This window comes from Vibrio sp. MOR3, assembly GCF_001557775.1.
Classification (GTDB): Bacteria; Pseudomonadota; Gammaproteobacteria; order Enterobacterales; family Vibrionaceae; genus Vibrio; species Vibrio jasicida.
This window is the reverse complement of sequence record NZ_LNRD01000006.1, coordinates 143,834-159,428: the sequence shown is the minus strand read 5'-3', so window position 1 is coordinate 159,428 and position 15,595 is coordinate 143,834. Positions and strand designations below refer to the sequence as shown.

The 15,595-nt window shown below is 44.8% G+C and carries 13 protein-coding genes; 9 read left to right on the top strand and 4 right to left on the bottom strand.

The annotated features are described in order from the left end of the window. Entirely contained in the window at positions 1 to 237 is a 237-nt protein-coding gene (locus ATB76_RS14060; RefSeq protein WP_061035515.1) for a DUF2909 family protein, read from the bottom strand. Between ATB76_RS14060 and ATB76_RS14055 the strand changes: the two genes are divergently transcribed. From ATB76_RS14055 to cyoE, 4 genes are read left to right on the top strand one after another with little or no spacing between them, the layout of a single operon-like run. After that, entirely contained in the window at positions 236 to 1,003 is a 768-nt protein-coding gene (locus ATB76_RS14055) for an SURF1 family protein (RefSeq protein WP_038875403.1), read from the top strand. The two genes, ATB76_RS14060 and ATB76_RS14055, sit on opposite strands and share 2 nt — an antisense overlap. Continuing rightward, complete coding sequence (locus ATB76_RS14050; RefSeq protein WP_061035514.1) at positions 1,000 to 1,536, top strand: hypothetical protein; 537 nt, start codon at positions 1,000 to 1,002, stop codon at positions 1,534 to 1,536. Before ATB76_RS14055 ends, ATB76_RS14050 begins: the two co-directional genes overlap by 4 nt. Positions 1,537 to 1,548: 12 nt before the next feature. After that, a complete protein-coding gene (locus tag ATB76_RS14045) occupies positions 1,549 to 2,568 on the top strand; it encodes a COX15/CtaA family protein (RefSeq protein ID WP_061035513.1) in 1,020 nt (339 codons plus the stop codon). Then, the gene (gene cyoE / locus ATB76_RS14040; RefSeq protein WP_038865341.1) at positions 2,561 to 3,475 is read left to right on the top strand and encodes a heme o synthase; all 915 of its coding nucleotides are present in this window, start codon (positions 2,561 to 2,563) and stop codon (positions 3,473 to 3,475) included. Before ATB76_RS14045 ends, cyoE begins: the two co-directional genes overlap by 8 nt. Positions 3,476 to 3,912: 437 nt before the next feature. On the opposite strand, the gene ATB76_RS14035 is transcribed toward cyoE, so the two are convergent. Further along, complete coding sequence (locus ATB76_RS14035; RefSeq protein ID WP_038865343.1) at positions 3,913 to 4,893, bottom strand: OmpA family protein; 981 nt, start codon at positions 4,891 to 4,893, stop codon at positions 3,913 to 3,915. Positions 4,894 to 5,353: 460 nt separating this feature from the next. Here ATB76_RS14035 and aroG point away from each other — a divergent pair, with 460 nt between their 5' ends. From aroG to ATB76_RS14020, 3 genes are all read left to right on the top strand, one after another. Continuing rightward, on the top strand, positions 5,354 to 6,406 hold the full coding sequence (aroG, locus tag ATB76_RS14030; protein WP_061035512.1) for a 3-deoxy-7-phosphoheptulonate synthase AroG: 1,053 nt from the start codon (positions 5,354 to 5,356) through the stop codon (positions 6,404 to 6,406). Between the two features lie 184 nt (positions 6,407 to 6,590). Next, a complete protein-coding gene (locus ATB76_RS14025; protein ID WP_042600361.1) occupies positions 6,591 to 7,763 on the top strand; it encodes an MFS transporter in 1,173 nt (390 codons plus the stop codon). A 218-nt stretch (positions 7,764 to 7,981) separates the two neighbouring features. Further along, a complete protein-coding gene (locus ATB76_RS14020) occupies positions 7,982 to 9,544 on the top strand; it encodes a PAS domain-containing methyl-accepting chemotaxis protein (RefSeq protein ID WP_061035511.1) in 1,563 nt (520 codons plus the stop codon). 126 nt (positions 9,545 to 9,670) lie between these two features. Here ATB76_RS14020 and tkt read toward each other — a convergent pair whose 3' ends face one another. Further along, complete coding sequence (tkt, locus tag ATB76_RS14015; RefSeq protein ID WP_061035510.1) at positions 9,671 to 11,662, bottom strand: transketolase; 1,992 nt, start codon at positions 11,660 to 11,662, stop codon at positions 9,671 to 9,673. 79 nt (positions 11,663 to 11,741) lie between these two features. Beyond that, positions 11,742 to 12,692, bottom strand: coding sequence for a transaldolase (gene tal, locus ATB76_RS14010; protein ID WP_061035509.1), 951 nt, complete (start codon positions 12,690 to 12,692; stop codon positions 11,742 to 11,744). A gap of 464 nt (positions 12,693 to 13,156) precedes the next feature. On the opposite strand from tal, the gene ATB76_RS14005 reads away from it, so the two are divergent. Both ATB76_RS14005 and ATB76_RS14000 read left to right on the top strand, forming a co-directional pair. Then, complete coding sequence (locus ATB76_RS14005; protein WP_038873779.1) at positions 13,157 to 14,158, top strand: sugar-binding transcriptional regulator; 1,002 nt, start codon at positions 13,157 to 13,159, stop codon at positions 14,156 to 14,158. A 126-nt stretch (positions 14,159 to 14,284) separates the two neighbouring features. Next, positions 14,285 to 15,580, top strand: a complete 1,296-nt coding sequence (locus ATB76_RS14000; RefSeq protein WP_038873782.1) for a glycoside hydrolase family 18 protein — start codon at positions 14,285 to 14,287, stop codon at positions 15,578 to 15,580. Positions 15,581 to 15,595: the final 15 nt, after the last annotated feature.

Here is a 15,595-nt window from a genome sequence, read left to right as displayed (position 1 = left end):
CTAGTAAGGACGAGGGTTAGGGGCGATCCAGCCTGCCCCTAGAGCAATCAGAAGGAGTATCACGACTAACGCAGAAAACATGACACGACGACCGAGATAATAGCTCATTGGTTTGCCTTTTTTCGATGAATCCTCTGGGTCTTCGCGAACCATTTCGATAAGCGCTTTTGCGAGGTTAAAGATGATGAAAAGCAGCAAAAGGACAAGCGTTAATTTGAACAGAAATACGGTGGACATGGCACCTCCGGTTTCGTTTTTGATGTTATCGAAATGGGTTTGGATTGCTGTTTGTTTAACTGTGGTCGTGTTTTCTCTATTGGTCAAACTGGGCTTCTGGCAGCTCGAACGTGGTAACGAAAAGCAGCTTTTAGAGCAAGCTATTTTGGCAAGAGCGAATGCACCTTATCAGGATATGCGCACTGTACTGGAGAACAATGATTGGCGTGAGGAGAGTGTGATTGGCATTAAGGTGAAAGCCAATGTGACTCCGGAGGCACTTCCGGTCATCCTTTTAGATAACCAGACGTATGAAGGGGCAGTGGGGTATTTAGCGTTTCAAGTCGTTTCCTTGACCCAAGACCCAACCACATTGACCCTCCTAGAGTTAGGGTTTGTCAAAGGGGAAGCTTCACGCTCTGTGCTACCTAAAGTGGAAACTTTACAAGCCCCTTACGAGGTTACTGGACGTTTATATCGCAAATCGATGAACCCTTTGAGTTCCGACTTAATGGCAGAAGTTGGCGATACGATACGCGTCCAAAATCTCAACATCAATCAACTGAGCCAGTTGCTCAATGTCGAATTAATGCCAACCGTCGTACAGCCAAACAATTTAGTCCGATGGTCGTATTCTTTCCCATGGAATCCTTTGCCATTAACCAGTGCTAAGCATTTTGGTTACTCCTTTCAATGGTTTGTTATGGCGGGTGTATTTCTGCTTATCACTGTAATGATCTTCATTCGATGGTTCAAAAGTTCACGCTCACAAGGAGGTGAGGTATGACATCAGCGGTCACGAGAGGAAGAATTGTACTGTTGTCGCTAATTGTCCTTTTTGCTCTCCCGGCAATTATTGCCAAAGTAGTGCTTAGTCAAGGTTGGTATGAAACGGGTGTGACTAATAGAGGTGAGCTGGTGGAGCCCTATACCACATTTGAACAATTGGGGCAGACATCGCCTCTGAGTGAAAAAGGGTGGCAATTGGCTTATGTGTTGCCTTCTGATTGCCAAGAACAGTGTCAGCAACAACTTCACCTCATGCAGCAGAGTCATATTGCGTTGGGCAAGTACCAAGAGCGAGTCGTCCCAGTTATCTGGACATCAAAGCAGTCAGCAAGTGCGAGCGAAACGATGATAGTGATGCAAATGAATGATTCGTTGTCGGAAAAAGTCCACGCAGGGCAAATGCTTATCGTTGATCCATTAGGGCAACTTGTGATGGCCTATACACCGGAAGCCAACGAGGATTTGGTTCAGTTAAGTAAAGACGTTTTGGCGGATCTACGAAAACTATTGAAGCTATCACGTGTAGGTTAGGGAGAGAGTGATATGGCGTTAGAACGTTTAGTGAAGTTCAGTCTTTGTCTTACCCTCGTTGTCATTATGCTGGGCGCATACACACGCCTTGCTGATGCAGGTTTAGGGTGCCCAGATTGGCCGGGATGTTACGGTCAACTACTCGTTCCTCAAACCGATGCTGAAGTTTCTCGAGCGAATGCGTTATTTCCAGAACGTGCAGTGGAGCACGGAAAGGCTTGGCTGGAGATGATTCATCGTTATTTTGCGGGCACCTTAGGGCTCGTAATTTTGATGATGGCGATTGCAGCAGTGAGAACAGACAGAGTGAATGCAACCATTCCTTTGTTACTCTGTTTATTAGTGATAGGGCAGGCGGCACTCGGAATGTGGACGGTGACATTAAAGCTTATGCCAGTGATCGTGATGCTTCACTTGCTCGGCGGTTTCATTCTGTTGGCACTGCAAGCTCTGTTTTACTGCCAGCTGCAGTCTCGTAGGAGTCTGTATTTTTCCCCTTCTTCTAAAACCGTCCGAACGTTTTCTCTTATTGCGTTCGGTGTCGTACTCGTACAGGTAGTACTCGGGGGGTGGACATCATCTAATTATGCCGCTCTGATGTGTACTGCCTTACCAATTTGTGAAGGGGAATGGACGCGCTATCTCTCATGGAAAGAGGCGTTTTCTTTCTGGCAAACAGGGTTTGATAACTATGAGTTTGGTGTTCTAGATTACCCAGCTCGAATGACAATTCATGTCAGCCATCGTATTGGTGCCATCATTACTGCATGTGTTGTGCTGATTTACTGCGTATTACTATTAAAACAAGACTCACACCGTTCTCAGCGCTTGGGTGTATGGATTGGCTTAGCTTTGGTTTGCCAAATCCTATTGGGCGTAAGCAATGTTGTGTTCCAACTTCCTATCTATGTGGCAGTTGCGCACAATTTAGGCGCAGCGGTCATGCTTTCACTTATCTGTGTTAGTCAGTTCTACCTATGGCAGGGTAAAGCTCGTTGGAGTCATCAAGCGAAAGGAGTTCGCTATGAGTAAAGAAATCGCGTTACCGCTAGAAAGTGGTAAGAAGAAGCTCGGTTCAACTTATTTAAAACTAACAAAGCCCAAAGTCGTTGCGCTTATGTTGATTACCGCCATTGTCGGAATGAGTTTAGCGCCGGTGGCCAGTTTTCCTTGGCTACAAGCGGCGATTGGCCTTATCGGAATTGGCTTAATGGCTGGCTCCGCGGCAGCGTTTAATCACCTCATTGATCGCCGAATTGATGCGCGAATGGCTCGAACTCATAAGCGTCCTCTGCCTTCTGGTGACACGAATCCGTTATCAGTCGCGTTGTTTGCTGTTACGTTAGGTGTTGTTGGCTTCGTACTTCTGTATGCACTGGTTAATCCGTTAACAGCTTGGATGACGTTTTTAAGCTTGCTCGGTTACGCGGTGGTTTACACCATGTATCTTAAACGAGCGACTCCACAAAACATTGTAATTGCCGGAATTGCGGGCGCAATGCCGCCTTTGTTAGGGTGGACAGCGGTTACTGGCGAATTACATGCCAACGCGTGGCTGCTTGTGATGATCATTTTTATATGGACTCCACCCCATTTTTGGGCATTGGCAATACATCGGGTAGAAGATTATCGAAAAGTGGATATACCGATGTTGCCTGTCACTCATGGTATTGAATACACCAAAACTTCGATCCTTCTGTATACTGTGTTGTTGACGTTAGTTTGTATATTACCGGTCCTAGTCGGCATGGTCGGCTTTGTCTATCTATTCTCCTCTTTATTACTCAATGCGGGCTTTGTGTACCACGCGTGGAAGCTGAAGTTTTCTCCACAGCCTAATAGTGCGATGGAAACGTTCAAATTCTCTATCTACCATTTGCTTGCTCTGTTCGTTGCACTATTAGCTGACCATTACTTAGGTTCATTGTTCTCTGTGTAAAACTCTTCTTCTAACGACTGACTGACCGCACCAATCTTCGGTGCGGCGGTACTTCTACTACGTTGTTGACTTCTTATGTAGGGCAGCTACATAAGAAGTCTCTGTCTTGTATAAACAGCAAACCATTCTCTGCAAAAAATTAGCTCGAAAGGTCAATAGAACCTAAAAAAAGAATATCGAAAAGAGAGCTCTAGGCCATCTTGACAGTATAAGTTCGTTTGGAATCGAGGTGAGAGATAAAGAGTGTTGAGGGTTGTTTAAGTCTTGAGTTGTTCAGACGACAAAGCTGTTCAAGAAGAGGGTTTTAAAATGGTTAAGGCTAGAGAGCTATGTGGTGCCTGATTAGCGTCGTTAACATGAGACGCATAAAGCGAGGAATTGAAGCAAGTAAAAAGGGATGCCGAAGCATCCCTTAGACTAAATCAGAGTATGAACTCTTATTCAGGTTGAGACAGTTCTTCGTATTGGAACTCAGGTACATGTACCACAACACGACGGTTCTGTTCGCGACCTTCATGAGTACTGTTGTCAGCTACTGGATCTTCTTCACCCATACCAGTTACTGTGAAGCGATCTGCATCGATACCTGCTGCGATTAGGTAATCAGCAACCGCTTGAGCACGACGCTCAGACAGTTTTTGGTTGTAAGCTGCTGGACCAGAGCTATCTGTGTAACCAGTAATTTCAACTTGAGCTTGTGGGTATTCGTTCAAGAAATTAACGAAGTTATCTAGACGCTCAGACACTGAATCAGTCAGTGTTGCACTGTCGAATTCAAACGTACCTGTACCGTACTCTTCTTGGTGCGTCTTCGTCATCATTACTGGTTCTTCTTCCATCACCTCTTCTGTTACTACTGCCGCTACAACTGGTGCTGCTGCGAATTTGTAGTTAACACCGATGCCGAAGAAGTTAGCATCCATATCATCTAGAACGTCGTCTGAGATGTCTTGGTAGCGTTGGTATTCCGCACGAACGCTCCAGTTACGGTCAATGGTGTATTCCGCACCAAGTGAACCTGTAGGCACGATGTCTTTTTCGTCACCAGAAATCATGTAAGCACCACCAACTTTCGCGAATAGGTTCCACGTGTCGTTTAGATGCCAGTTGAATTTAGGTGCAAGTGTTAGTGCCCATAGATCGCCGTCGATAGTATCTACAGCATTAGCCCCTGACTTGAAGTTAGCTTTGTAGTCACCCAAGTAATCAACGCCATACTCAAGTGCAATGATATCGGTGAAATCGTAACCGATGTGCATTCCGGCACCGAAAGCATCATCATCACAAGGGCTGTTTAGATAACAAGCATCATCTAAAGTAGTCATGCCTACTTTGCCCCCGATATACATCTCAGCATGAGCAGAGCTCATTAAACCACCAGCTACCACTGCTGCTACTGCAATTGCTACTTTGTTCATAATGTTTCCTTGTATTGATTGCATATTAACTTCTACTTTGTTTTAACAATTTGAGTAAAACTAGGTAGTTATAAGAAATTAGTTTAATAGTCATTTAATTTAACATCAAGCAACAATATCTTAGATCTTGCTACACTTTTAGTCGCGAACTCCCTCACAAACTTCTGATATTTCTTACATTGTAGACAAGATTTTTAAATTTTTAAGAAAATAACTAATTTTATTGAACTTTTTTCGTAAACTTAAATGTACGCTGTGTTTTGAAATGAACGTTAGGTGTTAATTTGCATTTTTTTAGAAAAAGTGATTGCAAGTCTACTGTGAAGTCGATAAGTTACTTCCATCGACACAATTAAATGAGCCTACAGCCCTTGTTATTGCTTGCTTTGTGAACAATGTTGCACTGAGTAAAGTTGGGTCAAAATAGTGGGTCAGGGATAGTAACTAGGAAGTAGAAGTAATGTTTCAAACTGATGATGTAAGAATTAATAAAGTAAAAGAGCTATTGCCACCCGTTGCAGTATTAGAAAAATTTCCGGCAACTGAAACTGCTTCTTCGACTACTTTTGAATGCCGAAATGCCGTTCACAACATTCTGGAAGGCAAAGACGACCGTTTACTTGTCATTGTTGGCCCTTGTTCAATTCATGACCCAGAAGCGGCGGTAGAGTACGGTAAAAGGTTAAAAGTGTTGCGTGATGAACTCGGCGACCAACTAGAAATCGTGATGCGTGTTTACTTTGAGAAACCACGTACAACGGTAGGTTGGAAAGGACTTATTAACGACCCGTACTTAGACGACACATTTAAGTTAAATGACGGATTACGCATTGGCCGTAAGCTTCTTCTTGATCTGACCGATATGGGCTTACCGACCGCGAGCGAATTCCTTGATATGATCACGCCACAATACGTTGCGGATCTTATCAGCTGGGGTGCGATTGGTGCGCGAACGACAGAGTCTCAGGTTCACCGCGAACTTGCTTCTGGCCTGTCTTGCCCTGTTGGCTTTAAGAATGGTACAGATGGCAACATTAAGATCGCGAGCGATGCGATTCGCTCAGCAAGCGCTTCTCACCACTTCTTATCTGTTACTAAATACGGCCATTCTGCAATCGTAGAAACAGCAGGTAACCCAGACTGTCATATCATTCTCCGTGGTGGTAAAGAGCCGAATTATAGCGCGGCGCACGTTGCTCAAATTAAGGATGAACTGGATGCTGCGGGTCTACCTAAGAAAGTGATGATTGATTTTAGCCACGCCAACAGTTCTAAGCAGTTCAAACGTCAGATGTTGGTTTCTGATGATGTATCAGAACAGATCGCTGGTGGTGAAGACGCGATCTTCGGTGTGATGATTGAATCGCATCTTGTTGAAGGTCGTCAGGATCTTGTGGATGGTAAGGTCGCAAATTATGGCCAATCGATTACCGATGCTTGTATTGGTTGGGAAGATACTGAGACGGTTCTACGCCAGCTATCAGACTCTATTAAAGCTCGTCGAGCAAAATAAGCCAATAAGCTTGAAATGAATGAAAGCCAGCACAGCGCTGGCTTTTTTCATTTCTGAGCGCTTTGGAGTTATTGGTTGTGATAATTGCGCGTTCATTGTACTTAACCGTATGCAACTATCTCATGTATTTATGGACCAAATCCGCTACTGTATTTGCATAGATTAGAATTACTCAAGGAATGAGATGAACAGAAACGTCTGGTTACTGTCACTTTGCCAAGCTTTGCTCATGACAGGAAACATCTTACTGATTTCAGTTATTGCCCTGATCGGTAAACAAATTGCCCCGTCATCAAGCATGATTACTCTACCTGTCGCGTTGCAATTTTTAGGGTTAATGTCAGCAACGATTCCCGCTTCTTTAATTATGGGGAAACTGGGACGACGACTGGGTTTTAGCCTCGGTAACGTCATTGGTATTCTTGGTGCTTCGTTGGCGACTTACGCATTGTCACAACAAAACTTCACTCTTTTTTGTACTGCTACCTTTTTGTTGGGTATTGGCATCGGTTTTGGCACTTTATATCGGTTCGCTGCCATTGAAGTATGTAATGAATCTGCAAGGCATAGAGCAATTTCTATATCGATGGCTGGTGGCGTATTGGCGGCTGTATTAGGACCAAACTTAGCGGTTTATTCACAACAATGGTCGGATGGCGGGCTCTATATCAGTGCTTTTGCTGTTTTGATTGTGCTCTATGTTACGGCCTTAATATTGCTACAAACTATTCAGTTCCCTCCGGCTCACGCACAGTCAATTGATACTAAGCCTGATTCAATTACTGCGATCATTAGAAAGCCAAACTTCATGATTGCCGTGATGGCAGCCATGGTGGCTTATGCAGTAATGAACATTCTTATGACCGCGACACCACTTGCGATGATTGGTTGTGGTTTCGATTTCACGAGAGCGGCAGGTGTTATTGAATGGCACGTATTAGGCATGTTTGTGCCGGCTTTCTTCACCGGAAGTTTGATTGAGAAGTTTGGGGCTAAGAAGTTGATATTAGCTGGTGGCGTTTTGTTTATTGCGTGTATTGTGATCAACATGCATGGCCTTTCAATCTGGCACTTCAGCACGGCGTTGATTTTACTTGGGGTTGGCTGGAATTTTATGTTTATCGCCGCAACAAGCTTATTTAGCCAAAGTTATGAGGCTAAGAACAAAAGCAAAGCTCAGGCATTCAATGAGTTCTTTGTATTCAGTTGCGTGACGATTACTGCATTACTCTCTGGTTGGTTGGAGTCGACGGTGGGATGGCAAAATCTAAACCTATATGTACTTCCGTTCGTTATTTTCGTGATGGTGGTGTTCGTGCTTAAAGCGAATAACGATACTCAGTCTCAAGCTGCGTAACCGTTAATAGAAATTTATAAGACCCGGTCATTATAACCGGGTCTTTTTTGTCTAGAAGTTCACATTGTTTAGATTTGCTGGTTAATTATTGTTATCTAAGTAAGTTTTTTAGGCTTGAAATGTCGCATCGGTAAGATTTTTTCTCTAGCATTTTGTAATAAAAACAACATTCGTGTATACAACCTGTCGCAATTAATAATAATTATAGAAGTCTATCTATGTCAGCCCAATCTTCTCTCAAAGCTCAAGAAACGCTCTTCTCAGAAACCGATGAATTGGTTTCTACCACAAACTTAAAAGGTGTGATCACTTATTGCAACGATGCGTTTTGCCGAATTGCTGAATACACCTCTGAAGAATTACTCGGTCAAAACCATAACATTGTACGCCATAGTGATATGCCTAAAGCGGCATTCGGCGATATGTGGACACGTTTGAAACAAGGAAAAGCTTGGCGAGGTATTGTGAAAAACAAAACTAAGTCAGGCGGTTATTATTGGGTGGATGCCTATGTAACGCCAATCTATGAAGGACACGAAGTTGTAGGTTACCAATCGGTTCGAGTGAAACCTAAGCGAGAATGGGTAGATATTGCGGCTAAAGCGTATCAGGGGCTGTTGAAAGCAGAGAAGTCTGGTAGAACTTGGTCGTTAAAGCTCAATGAAACACTGCGTTATGGCATCCTTTTAGGTGCACTTGTTGCGCCAATGACGAGCTTCGCTTTAGCTCTAGATGGTCCTCTAGCTTGGCTGGCGCCATTACTGCCTGCAGGGGTTCTGGCATTGCTTTTCCGTCAAGAACTCATTGATACGCCACAACAGTTTAAGAAACTTCAGTTGCAATACGACAGTGTAAGTCGTTTGGTGTATTCAGGTAATAAGCCGTTTTCTATCGCTGATTTTCATATCAAAATGCTGTCGGCTCGTATTCGTACGGTACTTGGTCGAATGACCGATTCAGCAATGCCATTACAAAATTGCGCAGAAGAGCTGAGTCATACTACGGCAGAAGTACTCACAGCATTGACACAGCAAAATAAAGACATTCATGAAGTTCGCGATGCGGCGGATTCGATGGAAGCGTCTGCCAATTCAGTGTCATCGAGCACCCATGATGCGCACCTATTGATTGATGACACACTGAAGTCTTGTCTAATGGCGAAAGAAACCATCGATCAAACTCATACCAATTTGTCACAGTTGAGCTTACAAGCAGAAAAAGCCACGGAGACCACTTATCAGTTGAGTGACCAAGCTCAGAAGGTAAGCCAATTGATGGAAGAGATTGGCGGGATTGCTGACCAAACTAACTTACTTGCGTTGAATGCAGCCATTGAAGCAGCAAGAGCGGGTGAGCAAGGACGTGGATTCGCCGTCGTTGCTGACGAGGTGAGAGCCCTTTCTGGACGGACTTCCAATGCGACGGATCAAATTCAAGCTTCCATTGAAGCGATGCTGGCAACGATTCAAAGCTGGCAAAAAGACATTATCGCTAATAAAGATCAAACGGACACGTGCTCACAGGTCGCTGAACAGAGCGCATTACGCCTGTCTGAAGTTGAGCAAATGATGCAGAGCATGAGCGGATTAATGGTCAACGTTGCTGATTCCGCGAATAAGCAGCTCCAGTTATCTAGCGATGTGAATCAGCACATTCATTCGATTGCTTCTACCGCAGAGCAGAACTTGGCAGCGACGCACTCCGTTGAGCAAAACAGCCAACAATTGAAAGAGCAAGTACAAGACTTCTATCGAATTGCGATTCAGTTTGAAGAGAAGTAATTTGGATTAGATGCTTTAGGATTCGTTATCGATAGATAATCGATAGATAAAATAAAGCCCCGCTGCAGAGAGCGGGGCTTTTCAGTTTTCACATTCGCAATAGAGAAAACTGATAATACTAAGCGATTAAGCTAGCAGTTCTTTTGCTGTGTTTACTGCGTTTTCTACAGTAAAGCCAAACATTTCGAACAGTTGGTCAGCTGGTGCAGATTCACCGAAGCTTGTCATACCGATGATACGACCATCGAAGCCAACGTACTTGTACCAGAAGTCAGCAATGCCCGCTTCAATAGCGATACGTGCTGTTACGTCTGATGGCAGTACTGATTCACGGTAAGCCGCGTCTTGCTTGTCGAAGGTGTCTGTCGCAGGCATTGATACAACACGTACTTTCTTACCTTCAGCCGTTAGTTGCTCAGCTGCTTTCACTGCTAGTTCAACTTCAGAACCAGTCGCAATAAGGATCAGCTCAGGTTTGCCATCGCTGTCTTTCAGGATGTAACCACCTTTCGCGATATCTGCAACTTGCTCAGCTGTACGTTCTTGTTGCGCTAGGTTTTGACGAGAGAAAATAAGAGCCGACGGACCATCTTTACGTTCAATCGCAAGTTTCCAAGCTACCGCAGACTCAACTTGGTCACATGGACGCCATGTGCTCATGTTTGGCGTTAGGCGTAGAGATGCAATTTGCTCAACTGGCTGGTGAGTTGGACCATCTTCGCCAAGACCGATAGAGTCGTGCGTGTAAACTTGGATGTTCTGAATTTTCATCAGAGCAGCCATACGCATTGCGTTACGAGCGTATTCCATAAACATTAGGAACGTTGCGCCGTAAGGAACAAAACCGCCGTGTAGTGCGATACCGTTCATGATCGCTGTCATACCGAATTCACGTACACCGTAGTGAATGTAGTTACCAGAGAAGTCGCTTGCTTCTAGAGATTTAGAACCTGACCACATGGTTAGGTTAGAAGGCGCTAGGTCAGCTGAGCCACCCATGAATTCTGGAAGCATTTGACCAAACGCTTCTAGTGCGTTTTGAGATGCTTTACGTGATGCGATGTTCGCTGGGTTAGCTTGAAGATCAGCAATGATTGCGTTTGCTTTCTCTTCCCATTCCGCTGGTAGGTCGCCGTTTACTCGTCTCTTAAACTCAGCCGCCAACTCGGGGTATGCTGCTTCATAAGCAGAAAGTTTCTCGTTCCACGCTGCTTCCTTAGCTGCGCCTGCTTCTTTCGCATCCCACTCTGCGTAGACTTCCGACGGAATTTCAAAAGGACCGTGCTCCCAACCAAGTTGTTTACGTGTCGCTGCAATTTCTTCAGCGCCTAGTGGTGCACCATGACAGTCGTGCGAACCAGATTTATTTGGTGAACCAAAACCGATGATGGTTTTAGTACAGATCAGCGTAGGGCGTGGGTCCGCTTTAGCAGCTTCAATTGCAGCATTGATTGCTTCAGCGTTGTGGCCATCTACTGCTGGGATTACGTGCCAGCCGTAAGATTCAAAACGCTTAGGCGTGTCGTCAGAGAACCAACCTTCTACGTGACCGTCGATAGAGATGCCGTTGTCATCCCAGAATGCGATCAGTTTACCTAGGCCTAGCGTACCAGCAAGAGAACATGCCTCATGCGAGATACCTTCCATTAGACAGCCGTCGCCCATGAACACGTAAGTGAAGTGATCAACGATGTCGTGGCCTTCTTTATTAAACTGTGCCGCTAGCGCTTTCTCAGCCATCGCCATACCAACTGCGTTAGTGATGCCTTGACCTAGAGGACCGGTCGTTGTTTCGATACCTGGTGCGTAGCCGTACTCTGGGTGACCAGGAGTTTTAGAGTGAAGCTGACGGAAGTTCTTCAGATCATCGATAGACAACTCGTAGCCTGCTAGGTGCAGTAGAGAGTAGATCAGCATAGAGCCGTGACCGTTGGATAGCACGAAACGGTCACGGTCAGCCCACTCTGGGTTCGATGGGTTGTGGTTTAGGTGAGAACGCCAAAGAACTTCAGCGATGTCAGCCATACCCATAGGTGCGCCTGGGTGGCCAGAGTTTGCTTGTTGTACACCATCCATGCTTAGTGCACGAATAGCATTAGCTAGATTTTTACGGTCCATAATAACTACCAGTCTTTCAATATTGGAATTGGAAATTGAAAGGGGAACGCAAACGTTCCCCTTTTTTAATTCTGTGTGATTACAGCTTAGCTGCGATCATGTCTTCTAGTTTGCCTTGGTCAACGGCGAAGTTGCGGATACCTTCTGCAACTTTCTCAACTGCCATAGCGTCTAGGTTGTGCTCCCATAGGAACTCAGCATGAGTCATTGGCGCTGGGCGCTCTTTCGAGCCCTTAGAGTCAACCAACTTCTCAACTACTTCACCTTCAGCCGCTTCTAGTTCAGCTAGAAGAGCAGGAGCGATAGTTAGACGGTCACAACCAGCAAGTTCTAGGATCTCGCCGATGTTACGGAAACTTGCGCCCATAACTACCGTGTTGTAGCCGTGCTCTTTGTAGTAGTTGTAGATGTCAGTTACTGAAATTACGCCTGGATCTTCAGATGCTTCGAAGTCACGACCTTCTTTCGCTTTGTACCAGTCCATGATACGACCAACGAATGGAGAGATTAGGAATACGCCAGCTTCAGCACATGCGCGAGCTTGTGCGAATGAGAATAGAAGTGTTAGGTTACAGTTGATGCCTTCTTTCTCTAGGGTTTCAGCAGCACGGATACCTTCCCAAGTAGAAGCTAGTTTGATTAGGATGCGATCGTTAGTGATACCTGCATCGTTGTACATTTTCACAAGCTGGCGAGCTTTAGCCACGCTGCCTTCTGTATCGTAAGAAAGACGAGCGTCTACTTCTGTTGAGATTCGACCTGGAATCGTTGTCAGAATTTCTTTACCGATGTTTACAGCAAGCATGTCACAAGTGTCTTGAACTTGTTGTGCTTTATCATTGCTTTGCGCTTTTGCGTACTCGATAGAAGCATCGATCAGAGGCGCGTACTCTTCGATTTGAGCCGCTTTTAGGATAAGAGATGGGTTAGTTGTTGCATCTTCTGGTTGGTACTTTTTGATTGCGTCAATTTCACCAGTGTCCGCTACTACAGTCGTTAGTTTACGAAGTTGCTCTAACTTGTTGCTCATAATCGATCATCCTATATAAATGGGCTTAAGTGTGGTTATCTGAACCACAGCTTGTGCATTTGCAAGCGAGTCGGCCAATCGTCTCATCATAATTAACGAGACATCTGCTCAACCAACTACGGAAAATTTCGGTACCGAACATTTGCTCTGAACATATGATCGGTAGCTGAGTAAATGATGTGTCCATATTTATCCTATCCATGCTGAAAGTCAATCGGGGAAGCTGACTTATAGTGAACTTCATCAACGTTTTTTTCTTGGATGTTTAGTCGTTGAACGAATTAAACGTTTGCCCTTATTGTTCAAGGCTTGAACAGCCATCTAAAAGTGATAAATCGCTACTGAGAAAATGTTATTGCAGTGAGCAAATGTAACGTTAGAATTGCTAGGTAACATATGCTAAGTCAATGAGCAGATGCTCACTACCGCATACAATGTCGATCCTCTAAAAGGGCGAGAAAACCATGAGCAGTTCTAACCAAGATATTTCTATTGAAAGCACAGACTTGTTGACGGAGATCTCCGTTGCTTATTATCAGGATGGTGCGACGCAAGAAGAAATATCAAAAAAATTCGCGATTTCACGTGCCAAAGTTGGCCGAATGCTAAAGCAGGCACGTGATGAAGGCATTGTCGAAATTACCGTAAAGTATCACCCAGTATTTAGCGCCAAAATTGAACAACGTCTAATTGAACGATTTGGTGTTAAGCGAGCATTGGTTGCGCTCGACCAGCCGAATGAAGAAGCACAACGATTGCAGGTTTCGGGCTTGGTTTCTAACTATTTAACCAGCACGCTCAAAAATGGCATGGTGGTGTCTGTAGGGCAGGGGCGAAACGTGTCTTCTGTCGCACATCACGTTGGTGTAATTACCCCGCGAGATTGTAAATTCGTGTGTGGCATCGGTGGTATTCACCCGCGTGGTGGTATGTTTAACGCCGACCATATTTGCCGACAGTTTGCGAAGAAATACGGTGGTACTTCTGAAACCTTGTACGCACCAGCTTATGCAGAAAACCGAGAGCAAAAAGTTGCGTTTATGCAAAACGCGACGGTCAAACAAACGCTAGATCTTGCACGTAAAGCTGATGTCGCTTTGGTCGGCATCGGCGATATGAGTGAAAACAGTTACATGGTTGACCTTGGTTGGTTTACTCCAGATGAAGTCGTGCAATCACGATTGATGCAAGGTGTTGTCGGAGACTTTGCTGGATATGATTTCTTTGATATTCATGGGAACGTAGCAAACACTGTCATGAGCGATCGAGTGATAGGTTTAGGGATTGATGAATTCCGCCCCATTGCTGAAGTCATCGCCATTGCCGCAGAAAACAGTAAACCTCTTGCGCTACTAGGAGCATTGAGAACTGGAGTTATTGATGTTATCGCGACGAGTGTGAGTAACGCACTTACCGTTTTGAACTTAGATGAGCAAATGCACGATAGCGAAGCATCAGAGGTTTAGCACAAATAATATGCAACTTATGTAATCAGGCTGCGAGGATTTATAGATCACTCGCAGCCTGATTTCGTTTGCAAGTTAAAAATATTCCTCAGGAGTAATTTGGAATTGATTACTCTGGAGGAAACCATGAAAAAAACACTTCTCGCAGCTGCACTATTTACGGGGTTAACTGGGGTTGCTCAAGCTGAGCAAAAGGTCGTTGCAGGCTACTTCGCTGATTGGCAATACGCGAATGCTGATAACCCATACACAGTGAAAGACATCCCAGCGGACAACCTTACCCATATTATTTACGCATTTTTAAGCATGTGTGGTCCTCATACTGGCGCGTCGGAAACGGTTCAAAAGCTCGTTGCCAAACAATGTGAAGGCAAAGAACCTTACACCGCGATTCTTGTTGATACCGAAGCCGCGCTTGAGAAAGATTTTGGCCCAGTTTCTGTCAAAGTGCCTTACAAGGGGCATTTTGCTCAACTCGCCGAGCTTAAGAAGCAATATCCTGATTTAACAATTCTGCCTTCTTTTGGTGGCTGGACCATGTCTGAACCGTTTCACGCAATGGCGAAGAACAAGCAAGCGATGGATCAGTTCTCAAAAACGGCCGTCGAGTTAATTGCTCAATACGATTTCTTCGATGGGATCGATCTTGACTGGGAATACCCAGGTGGCGGCGGTTTAACCACATCGCCTTGGAACCCTGATACCAAACTGACCGATGAGCAGAAAGCGTTAGAACGTGATGCATTCACTTATCTTGTAAAAACCATGCGTGGTGACTTAGATGCATTAGCGAAACAAACAAAACGCGAATATGAGCTTTCTACGGCAGTGGGCGTTGGTTCAAAAGCGGCAGGCATTGATTGGAAAGCGGCACAACCTTACCTAACGAATATGTTCGCAATGACTTACGACTTCCTAGGTGGTTGGGGTCAACAAACTGGACATACGACTAACTTGCACGCTACCGAACGCAGTTGGTGGGGCATGGGCGCAGATGTTTTCATTAACCAGATGATTGAACTGGGTATCCCTAGTGAGAAGTTGGTGATTGGCGCTGCTTTCTATGGACGCGGCTGGCAAGGGACTAAAGACTTCTCCGGTGATTTGCCGACACAGGATTTGGTTTCAGAACAAGGTGCGCAGTTTGGTACTGGTGAGAATGGCTATTTCATGTTCTGGGATTTGATGAAGAACTACAGTGCTAAGCAAGGTTACGAATACAAATATGACGAGCAATCACAAGCTCCTTATTTGTGGAATCCAGATAAGAAAGTTTTTATTTCGTTTGAAGATCAGCGTTCAATTAAAGCCAAAGCAGATTGGGCTAAACAAGCAAAACTCGGCGGTATTTTTACTTGGGAGCTGTCTGGCGATCCGAAAGGTGAGCTCGTCGAAGTGATGTATAAAGAAATGCAGAAGTAAGCATTCGAAGGCATC